The organism is Mycobacterium sp. IDUB_5 (assembly GCF_055419565.1).
The window spans coordinates 394,806-411,815 of sequence record NZ_JBVAXX010000001.1 but is presented as its reverse complement, the minus strand read 5'-3'; the positions used below and the strand labels follow the sequence as shown (position 1 = coordinate 411,815).

Genomic DNA, 17,010 nt, shown 5'->3' with positions numbered 1-17,010 from the left:
CTGGTTTGGGCGTGGGAGGTCACGATGGTCAGTTGGCTGGACCGCCTGCAGCAGCGCAGCCGAGCCGCCGGGTTCACGATCGCCGTGGTCTACAAGTACGTCGACGATCAGGCCGGGTACCTGGCCGCCCTGATCACCTATTACGCCTTCGTCTCGCTGTTTCCGCTGCTCCTGCTGTTGACCACCCTGCTGGGTGTCGTGCTCGCAGGCCGGCCGGACTGGCGCGACCAGATCGTCAACGCGGCCATCGACCAGTTCCCGGTGATCAGCGATCAGCTCAGCCGGCCCGAAGCCCTCAGCGGCGGCACGACCGCCGTGATCATCGGCATCGCGGGCGCACTCTACGGCGGGCTCGGCGTCGGGAACGCGCTGCAAAACGCGATGAACACCGTGTGGGCGGTGCCGCGATACACCCGTCCCGACCCGATACGGGCGCGGCTCTACAGCCTGCTTCTGCTGTTCGTGCTGGGGTCCGCGGTCATCGGGACGACGGTGCTGACGGCAGTCGGGCGCGCCTGGGCCGGACTCGGATTCGTGGGGACCGCCGGGGTGGTACTCGCGTCGCTGGCCTTGAACACGGGCGTGCTCGTCGTAGCGTTCCGGGTGACCACCGTGCGGTCGCTGAGCTACCGCGACGTGCTACCCGGGGCGATCGTCGCCGCCGTGCTCTGGCAGATGCTGCAGTGGTTCGGCGCCGCCTACGTCGCGCACGTGCTCAGCTCGGCCAGCGCCACCAACAGCGTGTTCGCGATCGTGCTCGGTCTTCTCGCGTTCCTGTACCTGGTGTCGACGTCGCTGCTCATCTGCGCGGAGATCAACGCAGTGCGGGTCGACCGGTTGCATCCGCGCGCCCTGCTGACTCCCTTCACCGACAACGTCGAACTCACCGAGGCGGACCGCAAGATGTACGCCGGTCAGGCAGAAGCCCAGCAGGCCAAGGGTTTTCAGCGTGTGGACGTCAGCTTCCACCCGCATGAGTCCGACGGCGGCGTTTGCGAGACCGACGACTCGGGTATGGCCGACGCACATTCACGAAGCGGAGGCAGACATGAGCGTCACCAGCAAGACCCGGTCCGCGGCCCGCACGGGTCTGAAAATCCAACGTAGGGTCGCGCTGGCGCAGTTCCTGTTCGTGCCCACACTGCTCACCGCGACACTGCTGACCGGGGCGTTGATCATCGCGCGCCGGCGAGACCGGGCGCGGTCGTCGGCAGGCGTCGAATCACTGCCCGTGCCGGACAGTCCCGCCGCGACGGCGTGATCCGGTGCGCGTCGTCATCACCGGCGCGTCCGGCAACGTCGGCACCGCGCTGCTGCGGCGGCTGACCGACGAAGCGCCGGAGTGGGACATCGTCGGTGTCGTACGCCGCCCACCGAACGCCGAGGGCGTCTACGAGCATGTCCAGTGGCAGGATCTCGATCTCGTGGAGCCCGACGCCGCGAACCGGCTGATCGGGATCTTCAAGGGCGCCGACGCAGTCGTGCATCTCGCGTGGGGATTCCAGCCGACCCGCGACACCGAGTACCTGACCCGGTTGGGCGTCGGCGGCACCTCGGCAGTTCTGCAAGCTGCCCACCAGGTGTCCATCGGTCACCTGATCCACATGTCCTCGGTCGGCACCTACGCTGCGGGCCGCTACAGCCGGCGAGTGGACGAGTCGTGGGTCACCTCGGGCATTCCGTCCTCGCCCTACAGTCGCGACAAGTCGGCCGCCGAGGAACTGCTCAACGACTACGAGCGTGAACACGGCGACGACGGCATCCGAATCGCCCGCATGCGACCAGGTTTCATCGTCCAGCGAGACGCAGCCAGTGGACTGATGCGCTATGCGCTGCCGGGCTGGGTTCCGATGCTCGCCGTCCCGTTGCTGCCGGTGCTGCCCCTCGATCGCCGGCTGTGCATTCCGCTCATCCACGCCGACGACGTCGCCGCGGCGATCCTGCGCGCACTCGAACGGCGGGCCACCGGAGCGTTCAACCTGGCCGCCGACCCACCCATCACTCGCACGGAAGTCGCAGAGGTGCTGGGCTCCTTCCAGATCCACGTGCCGTCGCGCATCCTGAGCACGCTCACCGATCTGAGCTGGCGGGCGGGGCTTCAGCCCGTCGACCGCGGCTGGCTGGACCTGGCGTTCAGCGTCCCGCTGCTGGACTGTTCCCGCGCACACTCCGAGCTCGGCTGGGAACCGGAATGGTCGTCGGTCGCGGCGCTGGCCGATGTCGTCACCGGCATTGCGCTGCAGTCACATTCGGACAGCCCCCCGTTGCGCGCGCGCTCCATGGTCGAACAGCTGCGCCGCGATATCACCGAAGGACTGCTGTCGAGGCGCCGACTGCCGTAGGTGGGCGCGCGTCAAAAACCTCGCGCGCCGAAGTCGATCCGGATGTTCTCGCTGACCGGGTCGAAGCCGATGCGACGGTAGATGCGGTTCGACACCGAGTTGGCCAGGTCGGCGAACAGCACCACCTCGCATACCCCCTCGTCGCGGGCGAGTTGCGCGGCCGCTGCCGTCACCGCCGACCCGAAGCCGCGCCCTCGTGCCGCCGCGGGCGTCTGGACAGGCCCGATCCGCGAGACTCCCGACGCGGGGACACGCAGCATCGCCATGCTGACCACTTCCTCATCGACCGTCCACAGCACGAAGCGATTGCCCACAGCGACCGCGTCGGTCACGAATCTCATTCCGGCCGCTTCGTCGCGGACGTCCTGAAAAGCCTCGACGAAGAAGTCCTCCACGCGCGCGGCAAGCAGCGGGTGATCGGCCTCGGTGGCAAGGCGGTGTTCTCCCGGCACGTCGGCCGGTGAGTTCAGGGTGCCCAACCGATACAGCATCTCCTCGACGTTGACACGGCTACCGACAGCAAGCGACGACTGCCAGCCGGTGCAGAACCGCTGAGCACGCTCGCGCAGTCCCCGGACACCGCACAGGTCAGGGCGGGCTTCGGCCACGAAGGCCACAGTGCTGTCGATCGTTTCGGTCGGCAGGCCGTTGACGAGCAGCGGGTACGGCGGGGTCTGCATCGCAGCACCCACCACCTCGTCACCCGCGTGCACCGTGAGGAGAAGCGCGTCGTCAGCCACGCCAGCGTTCAGCACGGTCAGCTCGACGGTGTGCAGGACCGGGTCGCGTGCATACAGCGGACGCGCGAGCGCGAGGAAACGCTCGACATCGTCGTGGGCTCGCACCTCCATGGTGGCGACGATAGGACGCGCAGAGAGCGCCGAGAAAGTGCTTTTCTCACCGGGTCCCGTTTCATGCGGGAAACATCGGCCACACAGCACGGTCACGGGAACTCCCTAGCGTCTCGGCATGACCACTGTGACCGAGCCACCCCACAGCGAGATGGTCCGACTGGCCAACAAGCCGCCCTGGTACACGTCGCTGTTCATCCAGTTGCTGGTGGCGATCGTCGCCGGCATCCTCGTCGGCTGGCTCTGGCCCGACATCGGCGGCGCACTCAAACCGCTGGCCGACGGGTTCATCAAGCTCATCAAGATGCTGATCGCCCCGATCATCTTCTGCACCGTCGTGCTGGGCATCGCGCACGTCGGAGACCTGAAATCGGTGGGCCGCATCGGGGTGAAAGCGCTGATCTACTTCGAGGCGGTGACCACCTTCGCACTGCTCTTCGGTCTGGTGGTCGGCAACATCGTCAAGCCCGGCGGCGGGTTCAGCATCGATCCGCAGACGCTGGCCAGCGGCGCCGAGGCCGTGGCCAAGAAGACGAGCAACGGCGAGCTGCCGCACACCGTGGAGTTCCTGCTCAACATCATCCCCACCTCAGTGGTATCGGCGTTCGCGGAAAACGCTTTGCTCCAAGTGCTGTTCTTCGCCGTGCTCTTCGGCCTGGCGCTGGCCAAGTTCGGCGAATCTGGGCCGCCACTGATCCTGAACGTCGTCGACCACCTCAGCCACATCTTCTTCACCGTGATCGGCTGGGTGATGCGACTGGCTCCGCTCGGCGCATTCGGCGCGATGGCCTACATCATCGGGCAGTACGGCATCGGGTCGTTGGCCAGTTACGGGAAGCTGATCGCCGCCTGCTATCTGGCGGCAGTGCTGTTCATCCTCATCCTGGCGGTGATCGTGAAGGTCTTCGCCGGTGTGAACCTGTGGAAGTTCGTGGTGTACGTCAAAGACGAGTTGTTCCTGGCACTCGGCACGGCGTCCACCGAAGTGGTGTTGCCCCGCATCATGGCCAAGTTGGCCAACGCCGGATGTTCGCGGACAACCACGGGTTTGGTTGTACCGACGGGATACTCGTTCAATCTCGACGGCGCCACCCTCTACCTGTCGATCTGTGTGCTGTTCCTGGCCCAGGCGCTCGGGGTGGACCTGAGCCTGGGAGAGCAGATCACGGCGGTGCTGGTGCTGATGCTGACGTCGAAAGGGATGGCCGGAGTGCCCGGTTCGTCTTTTCTGGCCTTGTCTGCGACGGTCGCCGCCATCGGACATGGGGCGATCCCGGTTGCCGCAGTGGCGCTACTCCTGGGCGCCGACCGGATCATGGATTCGATGCGCGTCTCGGTGAACCTGCTCGGCAACTGTGTGGCGACGTTCGTGGTCGCGAACTGGGAAGGCCAGCTGGACAAGGACCGGATGCAGAAGGTGCTCGACGGTGAGGAGGTCGAGCCCCTGGCGGATGCGCCCGAACAGGACGCAGTCACCGTCGGCCCGCGCGACTAACCGCGAAATGCATTGTCCCCGTCGATGATGCAACGGAAACCGATATGGGTCGTGGCGCTGTCCTGAGACTGCGACGAACGGGCCGCCGGCCGATAGCGGTGGCAGTACTCCGGTGCGCACAGATGGGACCCCCCCTTGAGGGCCTGATGCACACGCGGGTCCGGCGTCTCCGGCGGTGGCGGGCAGCAGCCCCGCGGCGGTGCGTCAGTCTGGTGCTGCCCGTGGTAGGTCGTGGTCGTCCATTCCCACACGTTGCCGATCATGTCCACCAGCCCGAAGTCGTTGGGAGGGAACAGGCCTACCGGGGATGTACCGGTCCAGCCGAGTGCCCCGTCGTTCCGGTAGGGGAAGCGACCCTGCCATGTGTTGGCCATCAGCAGTCCGCCCGGGTGGACGTCGTCACCCCACGCGTACACGGACTGCGAGCCGGCCCGCGCTGCGTACTCCCACTGGGCTTCGCTCGGCAGCCTGCGCCCGGCCCAGCCCGCGTAGGCGGCGGCATCCGGATAGGCAACCTGCACCACGGGGTGGTCGGACCGGTCGTCGACCGACGAGTCGGGACCGAATGGATGCCGCCAGGACGCGCCGGTTTCCCAGGTCCACCACTGCCGCCAATCGCGCAGATTGACCGGGCCCGCCGTGGCGCGGAACACCAGCGCCCCGGGCACCAGGTCAGCGGCCGGGACGCCCGGGAAGTCAGCAGGATCGAGTTCGCGCTCGGCAACCGTCACATACCCCGTGTCAGCGACGAACTCGGCGAACTGCGCGTTGGTCACCGGGTGACGCTCGATCGCGAACGGCGCGACAGTGACGGCATGGACGGGGGTCTCCTCGGGGTAGAACCCCACCGTCCCCATGAGGAAATCTCCTCCGGGTAGGTCCACCAACTCGGTCAACACCTGACCAGCGTAAGTGCGCGCGAGGAAGGGCGGGCCACCACGCGACCCGCCCCTCGTCGCACGTCGCCGACTACAGCCGAATCCACTGGCCGAGGAACCAGAATCCCCAGCCATCGCCGTTGCCGGCCCGCATCGGAGTCACCTGCTGGCCGTTCCAGTTGAACGGCCGGTGGTCCTGGCGGCCTTGATCGACACCGCGATGCTGCCAGTCCACCGGTCCGCTCGGCGCGCACGCAGGAGCATGGGGTTGTCCGCACGCCTGCCCAGGGCCGGGTCCGGGATCGGCGCTCGCGATACCGGTGCCGAATCCTGTTGCACAGATCCCTGCAGCCAGCGTTGCTGCGCCGATGGCCTGCTTCAATCTCATGCCCTCAACTCCATTCCATCTGGGCGAGAGCCTTTTTCGTCTCGCTCGCAGGCGAAGCTATCGGTGCACTGTTGGTGGTCACTGTGGTGAGCATGTGTGGCACCTATGCATTGGCGCTGCGCGGGTTCTCTTGGGTTGGAGGGCCTTTGGATGTCGAGTGCGAACGCTTGGTGCGGTACATGGCGTGGTCGGCAGTAGCCAACAGATCGGCGAGCGGTGAACCGGCAGGAGCGGTGGCCGTACCGATGCTCGCGGACAGTTGGACGTGATCGTCGTGGGGCGGTACATCGAAGGCCAGCGAAATCTCGGCGCGAAGGCGATCGGCGATGCGCACCATGTCCTGTTCGGTGACGTCAGGGCAGAACACGACGAACTCGTCACCGCCGAAGCGCGCAGCATGATCGCTTGTGCGGACCACACTGATGATCCGCTGCGCCACCTGCCTCAGAATGGTGTCGCCAGCGTCGTGGCCGTAGGTGTCATTGATCGCCTTGAAGTCATCGATGTCGATGAAGAGGACGCCGTCGTGTCTGCCGATGGTGCTCGGGTCGGTGAGCCGCAGCAGGTGCTCGAATCCCGCTCGATTCGGGAGGCCGGTGAGCGGGTCGTGGAGGGCCGCCCGTCGCAGCTCCTCGTCGTGGCGGTGTCGCTGGGTGACGTCTTGAAGATGCAGCAGGACCTCCGCCGGGCCGCCGTGGCGACCCGCCATGAGCAACGCCGTACACCACCCCCACAGCGTGCCCCCATCCGCGCGCCGGTACTGGAGCTCACTGTGTTGCGCCGTGGGGCCGAGGGTGCCCGGGTCGAAAGGCCTATCGGGTCCGCATGCGTACTCAGCCACGTTGTGGTCCACGAGCTCGGCTGATCCCATTCCGAGCATCGATTCCAGTGCCGGGTTGGCTTGTTGGATCACTCCGTGGATGTCACAGACAGCAATTCCGATGGGTGAGGTATCGATGATCGCCTGCATCTGCCGCAGCAGCCTGCCGCGTTCGTGTTCTGCGTCGACACGCGCCGTCACGTCACGCCATGCAGTACGCATCTGCGCCGCGGTGCCGTCGGGGTGCCGCAGCACATGTCGACGAACTTCCAGGGCGACGTAGTAGCCGTCCCGGTGCCGCAGCCGCAATACCTGGTTGTTCGACGCGGGGCCGCGCCACTGCCTGTCCCGTGCCGCACGCGCGACCGCCTCGTCGTCGGGGTGCATGAGTTCGAATGCCTGCCGCCCCACGAGCTCGTCGGGGTCATATCCGAGGACATCGTGCACCGCCGGCGACACCCACAAGAAGGTCGTGTCCGCCAACTGCCATGCGGCGATGTCCGGGCTGGTCTCGACAAGGAATTCGTGGAGCTGTCGCAAATCGGTCGTCTCCAGGTCCGCGGCGAGCGAGCCAGTGAGCAAGCGGAATCGCGAGACGACTTCAGGGGGCCCGCCGTCGCGGGAAATGAGAGGAACACTGTCAACGAGCAACCACGCGCGCTCCCCGACTCCGTGTTGTCCGCTGCGATAGATTCCGAGAATCGCGCCTCGCACAGGCTTGCCCGATGCCACGGCCCTCATCGACGGGTGGTCTTCTCCCGGCAACGCTGCACCGTGCTCATTGCTGCCGGCCCAGCGCGGATCCGACGATCGCCGGCCGAGAAGATCCTGCTCGGACAGACCCAGGATTGACCCGGCGTTCTCCGTGGCGGCGATGATCACGCCCTCGGAGGACTGAACGACCAGTCCATCGCGTACTGGGTCTACGTCCAGCCCCGCGCGGGCCGCCGCAACCAGCGCCTCAGTCGGCTCCCATGAGCCCATGTTCCTGTATATCGCTTTTGAGCTAACTCAAACTGCATTTCAAAAAACCGTCGAGGTCCGGGTCGCCTACTGCATGTACTGCTCATCGGCGACGTGCTCCATCCAGTCGACGGGGCTGCCGTTGACAATCCCCTGAATGGCGATGTGGGTCATTGCGCTGTCATCTGTGGCCCCGTGCCAGTGCTTGACCCCGGGTTCGATCCAGACGACGTCGCCGACGGTCATCGTCTGACGCGATCCACCCCATTCCTGGACCCAACCGGTGCCGGAGGTGACGATCAATGTCTGACCGGCGGGATGGGTATGCCATGCAGTGCGCGCGCTCGGCGTGAATGACACCTCCGCGGAGCTGAAGGTGCGGGCGGCGTTCGGGTCGAAGAGGGGTTTGACGCCGACCTCGCCGGTGAGCGTTTCCGCCGGCCGGCCGATGCGGGACGCTGTACGCCCGGTCAGATCTTGTCGGGGATTGCCTGCATTCGCGAGGGACACACCTCGTCACCCGCGGAGATCCGAGAGGATGAGCGGCAAACATCTGCCGGTGCGGCGCCCACAGCAACATCGCTTCCGCGATCGCGCGCACCGCGCGCAACGGCGGTTGATTTCAGGTACCCGAACACATTCCACCGAGTCTCGGACGAAGCAGCCGCGCTGCAGGCGGGGACCAGCGGGCCCCGCGTCATCGCAGGCGGAGCGCAGCCATCATCGCGCGCGCATCAAGGGAGCCATGTCGGCCGGATCGAAGTATTCGTCGATGCTTGTGATCAGTCCGTCGTCGTCGACCTTCACCACGATGCAGACGCGCAGGGCGATGGCATCGCCTCCCGTGGACGTGGCATGCAGGACGTGTTGTTGAACGAAGCCGCCGTCGAACACGCGTCGGTCGAACACCTCGTAACGCCGGGACGTCGTCGCATTGATGAACCATCGGATCACCCACAGCGCCTGCGACCGGTCGTTGTCGGCGGCGTCACCGGCGTGCCACACCGCGATATCGGAAGCCCACAACGCCTCCACGGCCGGGTAGTCACCCCGCGCTATCGCGTCGAACATCTCGCCGCCGGGCACGTGTTCCACGCCGCGTTCGCTCACATCCGCCCTTTCGTGAGGTGACTTCAACGTCACACGTCATGATTCTGGTCAGGCGCCATCGGCGTCGATGTCGCCCATTGTGCCGGATCACGTCCAGGCATCGGTCGGCTTGTGTCTAGCCCGGGTCGACCGCACACAAGTCCTGGCCGTCTCGAAAGACCCTCCGCCAAGGCATATTTGCCGGAATCCGTCATGCCACAGGGCTAGCGATGCGTCGTGGTTGTCCGGTGGCTGGATCGGCCGCTGTCTGGCGAGACAGGATCTGGCCGCTACATTCGTTGACGTGTCCTCTCCCGACGCCCTCATCCACCCCGTACGGAGGCCGATCGGCACGACCATCGTCCTGGTCGGTGTTGGGATCTATGTCGCCGCAGCGCTCGCCGTCATCCTCGGCGCCGACGGTCAGATCCGGTTCACTGCTGATAGCACTGACACCGTTCCGATGTGGCATCCGTGGCTGCCCGCAGCGGTCGGCGTCACCCTCGCACTGCTCGTCCCACACGGGGCACCGGCAAGCGCCGACAGGGTGAGCCGCGCAAAGGCAGACCGCACAGAGGCTTTCGCCCTGCTCGCGCTGGCCGTGGCGTTCACGGTATCGCTGACACTGTGCGGGCCGACTGAACCGACCGACACCCTGTTGAAGATCGCCCTGCTCGTACTGTGCCCGCTGCTGCTGTTCACATCGGCCCGCCGACGGTCCAGGGCCACCGACGATCTCGACACGGCGTGTACCGGCAAGACCCAAGTGAACTGGCGCCCAATGATCCCCGTCCTGGGATGGGCTACCGCCTATATGGCATTGTCCCCTCACGGTCTCGCCCGACCCCCCGACATCCACGGCCTCACATTGGTCGTCGTGATTCTCGCCGGTTTCGTCATCAACGCGGTCGTCGAAGAATTCTTCTACCGACGATGGCTGCAAACACGGTGGACTCGAATTCTGGGAGGCATGTGGCCCGCGGTCATTCTGTCATCGCTCGTGTGGGCTTCGTGGCACATCGCAATTCAGGGCAGCGGCAACCTCGCTCTGGACTTGGCGAACGTGATCGTCAACCAAGGGATAACCGGGCTGTTCCTTGGTCTCTTGTGGGCGCGCTACCGATCCATGTGGCCGCTGCTCGTCACTCATGGCCTGGTGAACGCCAATCCCGTCACCCTCTTCCTGTGAGCGGCAGATGGTCTACCGCCGGCCGCACAAGGCCTTTCAGCACAGTCGATCCGCATCTTCCGCCCCGAACAAGCAGACCCCCGGCACCCGTCGACCTCACACCGCGACGTCAATCGCGCGCCGCGGCGGAACGACGAGCGAAGTGTTCGTAATCAATGGGTTTCCTCGGCAACACCTTTGACAAGTCATCGAAGTTTCCCGCCGGCAATCCGTTCACGTCGTAATACTCCATCATCTGCGCGTAGGTATCTTGCGCATCGGACGACCAGCTTCGAAACCCTCGGGTGTTGGGCGCCGCGCGCAATCCTCGAACGACGTGGGGAAGGGAACGCAATCTGGTCGACAACAACGACCGGGCGATCGCGGAACCAAACGGTCCGACCGCCGTCAACGGATTCTTCAAGGCTCGCGGCGGAATTCGAACCGCGACCATGGAATGGCCCAGCACTCGGCTCCAGATTCGTGCCATGTCGTGGCGGGTGAGCTCCACCGTCGACAGGTCGTAGGTCTTGCCGATGTGTTCCTCGGGGTTGATCAAGACGTTGGCCGCCGCGGCGGCGATGTCGTCCACGTCGACGACGCCCATTCGACTGTCTGGCGACGTGGGGTATGGGAGCAGTCCGGCGCCGAAGAAGTCTCGGAAGTCCAGCACGTTCTGCATGTAGTGCGAGGGGCGAAGCACGGTCACGGGCAGTTCCGAATCGCGCAGGAGCCCCTCGACCTCGAGCTTCTGCCGATGGTGAGGGAGTTCGGCGATGTCGGGGTGGATGACCGAGTGGAACACGATCTGATCGAGCTGTACGGCATTTGCTGCCGCTATCAGTCGTTCGGCCACGGGCACCTCGTCGACCAGCTGGGTCGGGGCAGCATGGTAGAGCTGACGGGCTCCGCGTAGCGCGTTCTCCAGATCGCCCGGTCGTCTCAAATCGCCGATCACGATGTCGCTCGCCCCGTCTTTTCGCGAACGTCGCGCCTGGTCCTCGTTCTTGACGAACGCCCGTACGGCGTGTCCGTCTGCGGCGAGCTGTCGGACCAGGGGGCGTCCGACACCACCTGCTGCGCTGGTGACCACTATCATCGCGTGCTCCTGTCGTTGGAGGTGAATGAGTTTTTCAAGCAACGAGATTCGTCGTGGCACACCGCCGACCGGGTGATCACCTCTCCGACGTCACTGGTCGCAGTGACCGCGCGAGTGCCGGCATGAGCACCCGCCGTGGGACTAGTCGGGCCAGTGCAGCGCCGATCGAGTTGCCGACTCCAGAGACCGCAGCGGGCGGTGTCGAGCGGCGATCGAGCGCACGCAATCCTGCCGCCGCGACCTGGTCGGCGGTCTGCATGCGGCCCACGGCAGTGGCGGTGTCGCCGATTACGTCGAAGAACTCGGTCTGGGTGGGTCCTGGTGCGAAGGAGAAGACCGTGACGCCGTGTCGTCGCGCTTCGTACCAGAGGGATTGGCTGAAGCTGACCACGAACGCCTTGGCGGCAGCGTAGACGGCCAGGGTCGGTACCGGTTGATACGCCGTGGTGCTGGAGACGTTCAGAATTGCGCCACGACGTCGCCGGATCATCTCCGGCAGGAATGCATGGCAGAGGTCGACGACCGACCCGATGTCGACGGCCAGGACGCGCGCGAAATCCTCAGCGTCGCCGTCCACGAAGGGACCTTGCACGGCGAACCCGGCGGCGTTGACCAGCAGGTCCACGTCGCCGTCGACGAGTGCCCGCAATCGTGCTCCCGGTCGCGGCACGGACAGGTCGAAAGCCACAGTCGTGCAGCAGATCCCATGCTGCGCCTCGAGACTCTGGGACAACAGGTCGAGCCGATCCTGTCGGCGAGCGACCAGAACCAGGTCACAGCCGCGTGCGGCGAGTGCCTTCGCAAACGCCTCCCCGATACCCGAGCTGGCACCGGTCACCAGCGCGCGCGTGATCCGGTCGTCGTGAGTCACGAGGAGCCTCCTCTGTATGTCGACTGTCCGATACGTGAGCTCGACGAGGCGGTCGGAACCGCCCGGTGCGACTATTGCATGCGACATGCAATAGTCGCAAGGTGCGATCCTCGTAGGATGCTCGGATGGCCGGGAGGTCGAGCCGTGGAACCTCGGTACGGCAGGCCGCTGTCGAACGAGTGCTCCGCGGACAGCGTGTGTCGGCCGTTGCCGAAGAGTTGGGTGTGCATTCATCCACCGTGCATCGGTGGGTCAACGCGGCGTCCGCGCGTGGGACACATTCCGCCCCTACCGATCTGCGTCTGATGGTCGCCACACAGGAGCTCCTGCGCGAGCAGGACTACAGCCAGATCACCGTCGACGCTGTTGCGCGACACTCCGGTGTCGCGCTGCGAACGGCCTTCCATCACTTCGACAGCAAGCGCGAACTCTTTCGAGCGGCGATCGACAACGCCGCCACGGTCCTGGTCGAGGCCATGCGTCGCCAGTACGAAGCTGCTCGATGGCCGGACGAGCCGCTCCCGCAGCTGCGAACCTTTCTGCGGCTGTCCGCCGAAGCCATCTACGCCACGCCCTCTGCGCACGTACTCTTCCGCGACCTCGGAGTTCCTCGCTCAGACAGCTTCGCACTCCGCTGGCACGACACCTTCGAGCAGGCCGTCGCGCAGATCCTGGAGCGGTGCGCGGAAGGTACGTCAATCGACCCCGACACCGATGTCCCAGCAGCAGCTCACGCGATCACCGGAGCTATGCGGGGCATCCATGCCGCCGTTTTCGACGGCGGCGACCCAGCGCAGGCACTGCGCATCGTCGACCGTCTTCATCTCACGGTGTCGGCCGGCTGAAGGCGTGGGATTGGACTGAGAACCGTACCGTGGCGGCTTGATCTTGGACTGTGGTCCTAGTCGTTCGTATCCACCCCCTCCACTCTGGCGGCCTGTCGGTTCGGCAGCGCCTGCACTGGATGACCCTGCACGGCGCACGAGTGTGAGAACGAGCGTTGGACAAGCCTCGAAATCTTCGCCTGCATCGCTGGTGGCTTGGTGGGCTAGGCCCGAAATTTCCCGAACGGTTTCCTCAGCCGCTGCTTCGGACGGCGAGGCGGCTCCGCGGCCAACACACGACGGCAAGCCCTCGCATTAGCGCAACTGAACAATCTGAAGAAACTTTAGCTGTATTACTCTCTGCACAATCCCTACCGTCATCGTCATGACCACCACCGCCCTCATCGTGCTGACCGGGTTCGCCACCTCGATGGCGCTGATCGCGGCGATCGGCGCGCAGAACGCCTTCGTGCTCCGGCAGGGCATCCGCGGTGAACACGTCTTGCAGGTCGTCGCCGTCTGCACGGTGTCCGATCTCGTCCTCATCGCCGCAGGCATCGCGGGCTTCGGGGCCCTCGTCAGCGCCCACCCCCAGCTGGTCTCACTCGCGACCTACGGCGGCGCTGCCTTCCTCCTCGTGTACGGGCTCCTCGCCGCGCGCCGCGCGTGTCGCCCTGGTGCACTGACCCCCGCCGACGCCCGGCCCGCGCGCCTGGCCGGCGTGCTTGCCACCTGCCTTGCGCTGACCTTCCTCAATCCGCACGTCTACCTCGACACCGTTGTCCTGCTCGGCACCCTGGCGAACGAACATCGCGAGAATCGCTGGCTGTTCGGCGTCGGTGCCGTCACGGCCAGCGCCGTCTGGTTCACCGCGCTGGGCTTCGGAGCCACGCGGCTGCGCAGCTACTTCGCGTCGACGCGCACGTGGCGGGTGCTCGACGGCACCATCGCCGTCGTGATGGTCGCCCTGAGTGTGACGCTCGTCCTCCGCTAACCCGAATCGCAGATGTCCGCGCGTGACTGAGCGACAATCGGAGGATGTCCCCCGACCACGCTGAGGGGCTTCGAGAGCGCAAGAAGCGTCAGACCCGCGAAGCGGTGCGGTTCGCCGCCTTCCGACTGTTCGAGCAATTCGGCTACCCCAACACCACCGTCGAGCAGATCGCGGCTGAAGCCGACATCTCCCCGCGCACCTTCTTCCGCTACTTCCCCACCAAAACCGCCCTCCTGATCCCTGATCAGCTGATGGAACCGATCATCGCGCTCTTCCTCGCCGCGCCCCCCGAACTGTCTCCGATTGCCGCCTACCGGCACGCCGTCGAGCAGGTGTTCACCGGCATCGAGAACCCCGAGTGGGGTGATGAGATGGCCCGCCAGCGGCTGCTCTACTCGCTGCCCGAAGCCAGCGGCGCGCTCTACGACACCTACATAGAAACCATCGAGAAGATCACCGAGGCTCTCGCGACCCGGCTCGATCTGCCGACCGACGACCCCCGCCTGCGCATCACCGCCGGCGCGATGACCGGCGTCATGATGGCCGCACTGCACAACACCCCCATCGATCCCGCCGCGATCGTCGCTGGGCTGAACTTCCTCGACGAGGGTCTCCCGCTCACGTCATAGCTCGGCAATGTCCGGCGACGTGGAGACCGGCTCTATATTCTCGCCGGGTGCCCGAAGTGTGGACCCGGCGAAGCGTTCTGGCGTTGACAGCGACGGCGGCGCTGTTGACCGCCTGTCGATCCGAGAAGCCGGGCGCGGTGGCCTCCGACGGTTCGGTCACCGTGACCCACGCCTTCGGGGAGACCACGATCCCCAAACCGCCGACGCGCGTCGTCAGTGCGGGACTCAACGACGCCGACGACCTGCTGGCCCTCGGTGTGGTGCCGGTTGCGGTCACCGACTGGTTCGGCGGCGAGCCCTTCGGCGTCTGGCCCTGGGCGCAGGCCCGGCTCGGCGGCGCGACGCCGGCGGTGCTGTCCCTGGCCGACGGCATGCAGATCGAGCAGATCGCCGCGGCCCGGCCCGACCTCATCGTCGCGACCAACGCGGGCCTGGATCAAGACACCTACCAGGCGCTGAAGGCCATCGCCCCCACCATCGCGCAGTCAGGCCGAAACGCCTTCTTCGAACCCTGGCGCGACCAGGCCGCGCTCATCGGGCAGGCCACGTTCCACCGCGACGACATGGCCAAGCTCGTCTCCGACATCGACGCGTCGCTGAAAAAGGTCAAGGACGACCACCCGGAGTTCGCGAACAAGACGGTGCTGCTGCTCGACGGCCGGGTCGACGGCGCGGGCGCCCGCGTGACCGGCCCGAGCTGGCGGCGCGCGTTCCTCACCGACATGGGCCTGACCCTCGCGGACGCGGACGGCACCATCGCCCGGGATCGGCTCGCGAAGGTGCTGGACTCCGCCGACGTCGTCATCTGGACCACCGAAAGCGACGAGGAACAGGCTGCTCTGCTGGCCGACCCCATCGTCGCCGCGTCGCGGGCGACCACCGGCAAGCACACCGTCTTCACCGGAAAAGAGCTCGCCGGTGCGATCGCCTACGCCTCGGTGCTGTCCTACCCGGTGGTCGTCGACAAACTGCCGCCGATGATCGCGGCGGCGCTGAGCTGATCTAATGGGCCGGTGACCGAGCCCAACACTGATCAGCACGCCACCTTCGCGCGCGTCGGCTCGGCCTACTATCCGATCCTCGTCGCGGTGTTCACCGCGCTGGTGATCATCTCCAACGTGACCGCCACCAAGGGCGTGGCGTTCGGCCCGATCATCACCGACGGCGGCTTCATCGTGTTCCCGCTGACCTACGTGATCGGCGACGTGCTGAGCGAGGTGTACGGATTCAAGGCGGCACGACGGGCCATCTTTGCCGGGTTCGCGATGAACATCCTTGCTGCCCTTGCCTTTTGGGTGACCATCTATCTACCCGCCGCGGATTTCTACACCAACCAGGAGCATTTCGAGAACATCGTCCACGCCTACACCCAGCTGATCGTCGCCGGACTCGCCGGCTTCATCGTCGGGCAGACCCTCAACGCATGGGTGGTGGTGGCGATCAAGGAGCGCACCAAGGAGAAGCACCTGTGGGCCCGGCTGGTGGGGTCGACGTTCGTCGGTCAGCTCGGCGACACGTTGGTGTTCTGCACAATCGCCGCGAGTGCGATCGGCATCACGACCTTCAAGGACTTTGCCGTCTACACGGCCCTGGGCTGGGTCTACAAGACCGCCGTCGAGGTGGTCATGCTGCCGATCACCTACCGCGTGATCGCGATCATCAAACGCCGCGAGCCCACATACCAACTGGTGGGCTGACCCACTTCTGCCGGATCGTCGGCTCAGCCGACCTCGATGTGCATGTCCGCCTGCCGGCCGCCACTGCGCGCCGCTCCGACACCCGCGATCACCACCACGAAGATGCCGATGATCGCGGAGACGCCGAGCTCCTGATCCAGCAACGTGAAGCCGACGACGAACGCCAGCGCCGGCTCCAGACACATCAGCGTGCCGAACGCCGCCGTCGTCAGGCGGCGCAGCGCCAGCAGTTCGAGCACGAAAGGGACCACCGGCAGCAGGATCGCCATGCCCAGGCCGATCAGGACCACCTGCCATGTCATCCGCTCGAACACCGTCGTGCTCACTGTGAACGTCGACACCAACCCGGCGATCGGCATCGACACTGCCAGCCCGGTCACACCAGCAACCTGATCGCCCACGTTCTGGGTCAGCAGGATGTACAGCGCCCAGGCTGCGCCCGCGGCGAGCGCCAGCACCACGCCCTTCAGGTCGACCCCACCGCTGAACGGCTGGCTGAGCAGGATCACGCCGAGAGCGGCCAGCCCCGGCCACAACACCCGCGCGAGTCCGCGACCGTGCGCGGCGGCGACCGTGAGCGGGCCGAGGAACTCCAGTGCTGTCGCGGTCCCGAGCGGCAACCGATCCAGCGATGCCATGAAGAACAGCGACACCGCGGCGCTCACGACACCGAGTACGACGCACATGCCGAATGTCTTGGCCGTGAACGCCGACGGGCGAGGCCGTACCCAGATGAGCAGGATCAAGCCCGCCCACGCGAGGCGCAGCCACGCGGTCCCGTCCGAGCCGATGTGGTCGATCAGCTTGACCGCGACCGCCATTCCCAGTTGCACCGAGACCATGGCGGTCACCGTCATCAGCGCGCCGGCGCGCGCCGACCCCCCACCCATTGCTGCATTCAA

At 66.0% G+C, this 17,010-nt stretch carries 19 protein-coding genes and 2 pseudogenes; 12 read left to right on the top strand and 9 right to left on the bottom strand.

Features of this window, described 5'->3' with window-relative positions:
- The first annotated feature begins 24 nt into the window (after positions 1-24).
- Genes ACZY1G_RS02005 through ACZY1G_RS01995 form a run of 3 tightly spaced genes read left to right on the top strand, consistent with a single transcriptional unit; the run spans position 25 to position 2,342 of the window.
- Positions 25-1,107 (top strand): YihY/virulence factor BrkB family protein, encoded by a 1,083-nt coding sequence (locus ACZY1G_RS02005; RefSeq protein ID WP_463813357.1) that lies wholly within the window; start codon positions 25-27, stop codon positions 1,105-1,107.
- Entirely contained in the window at positions 1,049-1,261 is a 213-nt protein-coding gene (locus tag ACZY1G_RS02000) for a hypothetical protein (protein ID WP_463813356.1), read from the top strand. Before ACZY1G_RS02005 ends, ACZY1G_RS02000 begins: the two co-directional genes overlap by 59 nt.
- 4 nt (positions 1,262-1,265) lie before the next feature.
- Positions 1,266-2,342 (top strand): NAD-dependent epimerase/dehydratase family protein, encoded by a 1,077-nt coding sequence (locus ACZY1G_RS01995; protein ID WP_463813355.1) that lies wholly within the window; start codon positions 1,266-1,268, stop codon positions 2,340-2,342.
- 11 nt (positions 2,343-2,353) lie between these two features.
- Here ACZY1G_RS01995 and ACZY1G_RS01990 read toward each other — a convergent pair whose 3' ends face one another.
- Positions 2,354-3,193 carry a GNAT family N-acetyltransferase gene (locus ACZY1G_RS01990; protein ID WP_463813354.1) on the bottom strand — a complete coding sequence of 280 codons (840 nt, stop codon included), beginning with the start codon at positions 3,191-3,193 and terminating at the stop codon, positions 2,354-2,356.
- A 118-nt stretch (positions 3,194-3,311) separates the two neighbouring features.
- On the opposite strand from ACZY1G_RS01990, the gene dctA reads away from it, so the two are divergent.
- Positions 3,312-4,688 carry a C4-dicarboxylate transporter DctA gene (gene dctA, locus ACZY1G_RS01985; RefSeq protein ID WP_463813353.1) on the top strand — a complete coding sequence of 459 codons (1,377 nt, stop codon included), beginning with the start codon at positions 3,312-3,314 and terminating at the stop codon, positions 4,686-4,688.
- On the opposite strand, the gene ACZY1G_RS01980 is transcribed toward dctA, so the two are convergent.
- From ACZY1G_RS01980 to ACZY1G_RS01965, 4 genes are all read right to left on the bottom strand, one after another.
- Positions 4,685-5,587, bottom strand: a complete 903-nt coding sequence (locus ACZY1G_RS01980) for a formylglycine-generating enzyme family protein (protein ID WP_463821452.1) — start codon at positions 5,585-5,587, stop codon at positions 4,685-4,687. The genes dctA and ACZY1G_RS01980 overlap by 4 nt on opposite strands.
- A gap of 70 nt (positions 5,588-5,657) precedes the next feature.
- Positions 5,658-5,954 carry a hypothetical protein gene (locus ACZY1G_RS01975; RefSeq protein ID WP_463821451.1) on the bottom strand — a complete coding sequence of 99 codons (297 nt, stop codon included), beginning with the start codon at positions 5,952-5,954 and terminating at the stop codon, positions 5,658-5,660.
- A gap of 103 nt (positions 5,955-6,057) precedes the next feature.
- On the bottom strand, positions 6,058-7,356 hold the full coding sequence (locus tag ACZY1G_RS01970) for a diguanylate cyclase (protein ID WP_463821450.1): 1,299 nt from the start codon (positions 7,354-7,356) through the stop codon (positions 6,058-6,060).
- A 468-nt stretch (positions 7,357-7,824) separates the two neighbouring features.
- Positions 7,825-8,247: a (R)-mandelonitrile lyase gene (locus ACZY1G_RS01965; RefSeq protein ID WP_463821449.1), complete on the bottom strand. Its 423-nt coding sequence runs from the start codon at positions 8,245-8,247 to the stop codon at positions 7,825-7,827.
- Here ACZY1G_RS01965 and ACZY1G_RS01960 point away from each other — a divergent pair.
- Positions 8,191-8,357: pseudogene (locus ACZY1G_RS01960) on the top strand (2Fe-2S iron-sulfur cluster-binding protein); the annotation flags it as partial. The gene ACZY1G_RS01965 and the pseudogene ACZY1G_RS01960 sit on opposite strands and share 57 nt — an antisense overlap.
- A gap of 100 nt (positions 8,358-8,457) precedes the next feature.
- Here the strand turns inward: ACZY1G_RS01960 and ACZY1G_RS01955 are convergent.
- Complete coding sequence (locus ACZY1G_RS01955) at positions 8,458-8,808, bottom strand: nuclear transport factor 2 family protein (protein WP_463821778.1); 351 nt, start codon at positions 8,806-8,808, stop codon at positions 8,458-8,460.
- Between the two features lie 259 nt (positions 8,809-9,067).
- On the opposite strand from ACZY1G_RS01955, the gene ACZY1G_RS01950 reads away from it, so the two are divergent.
- On the top strand, positions 9,068-10,015 hold the full coding sequence (locus tag ACZY1G_RS01950; protein ID WP_463821448.1) for a lysostaphin resistance A-like protein: 948 nt from the start codon (positions 9,068-9,070) through the stop codon (positions 10,013-10,015).
- A gap of 109 nt (positions 10,016-10,124) precedes the next feature.
- On the opposite strand, the gene ACZY1G_RS01945 is transcribed toward ACZY1G_RS01950, so the two are convergent.
- Entirely contained in the window at positions 10,125-11,093 is a 969-nt protein-coding gene (locus ACZY1G_RS01945; protein WP_463821447.1) for an SDR family oxidoreductase, read from the bottom strand.
- A 76-nt stretch (positions 11,094-11,169) separates the two neighbouring features.
- Positions 11,170-11,964 carry an SDR family NAD(P)-dependent oxidoreductase gene (locus ACZY1G_RS01940; protein ID WP_463821446.1) on the bottom strand — a complete coding sequence of 265 codons (795 nt, stop codon included), beginning with the start codon at positions 11,962-11,964 and terminating at the stop codon, positions 11,170-11,172.
- Positions 11,965-12,089: 125 nt separating this feature from the next.
- Here ACZY1G_RS01940 and ACZY1G_RS01935 point away from each other — a divergent pair.
- From ACZY1G_RS01935 to ACZY1G_RS01910, 6 genes and pseudogenes are all read left to right on the top strand, one after another.
- A pseudogene (locus ACZY1G_RS01935) lies at positions 12,090-12,218 on the top strand (helix-turn-helix domain-containing protein); the annotation flags it as partial.
- 51 nt (positions 12,219-12,269) lie between these two features.
- A complete protein-coding gene (locus ACZY1G_RS01930; protein WP_463814811.1) occupies positions 12,270-12,809 on the top strand; it encodes a TetR/AcrR family transcriptional regulator in 540 nt (179 codons plus the stop codon).
- Positions 12,810-13,173: 364 nt separating this feature from the next.
- Positions 13,174-13,782: an L-lysine exporter gene (lysE, locus tag ACZY1G_RS01925; protein WP_463821445.1), complete on the top strand. Its 609-nt coding sequence runs from the start codon at positions 13,174-13,176 to the stop codon at positions 13,780-13,782.
- A gap of 44 nt (positions 13,783-13,826) precedes the next feature.
- Positions 13,827-14,411, top strand: coding sequence for a TetR/AcrR family transcriptional regulator (locus ACZY1G_RS01920; RefSeq protein WP_463813344.1), 585 nt, complete (start codon positions 13,827-13,829; stop codon positions 14,409-14,411).
- A gap of 47 nt (positions 14,412-14,458) precedes the next feature.
- Positions 14,459-15,412: an ABC transporter substrate-binding protein gene (locus ACZY1G_RS01915; RefSeq protein WP_463813343.1), complete on the top strand. Its 954-nt coding sequence runs from the start codon at positions 14,459-14,461 to the stop codon at positions 15,410-15,412.
- 12 nt (positions 15,413-15,424) lie between these two features.
- Positions 15,425-16,108, top strand: coding sequence for a queuosine precursor transporter (locus tag ACZY1G_RS01910; RefSeq protein ID WP_463813342.1), 684 nt, complete (start codon positions 15,425-15,427; stop codon positions 16,106-16,108).
- Positions 16,109-16,131: 23 nt separating this feature from the next.
- Here the strand turns inward: ACZY1G_RS01910 and ACZY1G_RS01905 are convergent, their stop codons facing one another.
- The gene (locus tag ACZY1G_RS01905; RefSeq protein WP_463813341.1) at positions 16,132-16,998 is read right to left on the bottom strand and encodes an EamA family transporter; all 867 of its coding nucleotides are present in this window, start codon (positions 16,996-16,998) and stop codon (positions 16,132-16,134) included.
- Positions 16,999-17,010 lie beyond the last annotated feature (12 nt).

Excerpts from the sequence above, each read along its gene's own strand:
- ACZY1G_RS02005 (WP_463813357.1), top strand. The coding sequence starts at position 25 with ATGGTCAGTTGGCTGGACCGCCTGCAGCAGCGCAGCCGAGCCGCCGGG.
- ACZY1G_RS02000 (WP_463813356.1), top strand. The coding sequence starts at position 1,049 with ATGAGCGTCACCAGCAAGACCCGGTCCGCGGCCCGCACGGGTCTGAAA.
- ACZY1G_RS01990 (WP_463813354.1), bottom strand. The coding sequence starts at position 3,193 with ATGGAGGTGCGAGCCCACGACGATGTCGAGCGTTTCCTCGCGCTCGCG.
- dctA (WP_463813353.1), top strand. The coding sequence starts at position 3,312 with ATGACCACTGTGACCGAGCCACCCCACAGCGAGATGGTCCGACTGGCC.
- ACZY1G_RS01975 (WP_463821451.1), bottom strand. The coding sequence starts at position 5,954 with ATGAGATTGAAGCAGGCCATCGGCGCAGCAACGCTGGCTGCAGGGATC.
- ACZY1G_RS01955 (WP_463821778.1), bottom strand. The coding sequence starts at position 8,808 with ATGTTCGACGCGATAGCGCGGGGTGACTACCCGGCCGTGGAGGCGTTG.
- ACZY1G_RS01945 (WP_463821447.1), bottom strand. The coding sequence starts at position 11,093 with ATGATAGTGGTCACCAGCGCAGCAGGTGGTGTCGGACGCCCCCTGGTC.
- ACZY1G_RS01930 (WP_463814811.1), top strand. The coding sequence starts at position 12,270 with ATGGTCGCCACACAGGAGCTCCTGCGCGAGCAGGACTACAGCCAGATC.
- lysE (WP_463821445.1), top strand. The coding sequence starts at position 13,174 with ATGACCACCACCGCCCTCATCGTGCTGACCGGGTTCGCCACCTCGATG.
- ACZY1G_RS01920 (WP_463813344.1), top strand. The coding sequence starts at position 13,827 with ATGTCCCCCGACCACGCTGAGGGGCTTCGAGAGCGCAAGAAGCGTCAG.
- ACZY1G_RS01905 (WP_463813341.1), bottom strand. The coding sequence starts at position 16,998 with ATGGGTGGGGGGTCGGCGCGCGCCGGCGCGCTGATGACGGTGACCGCC.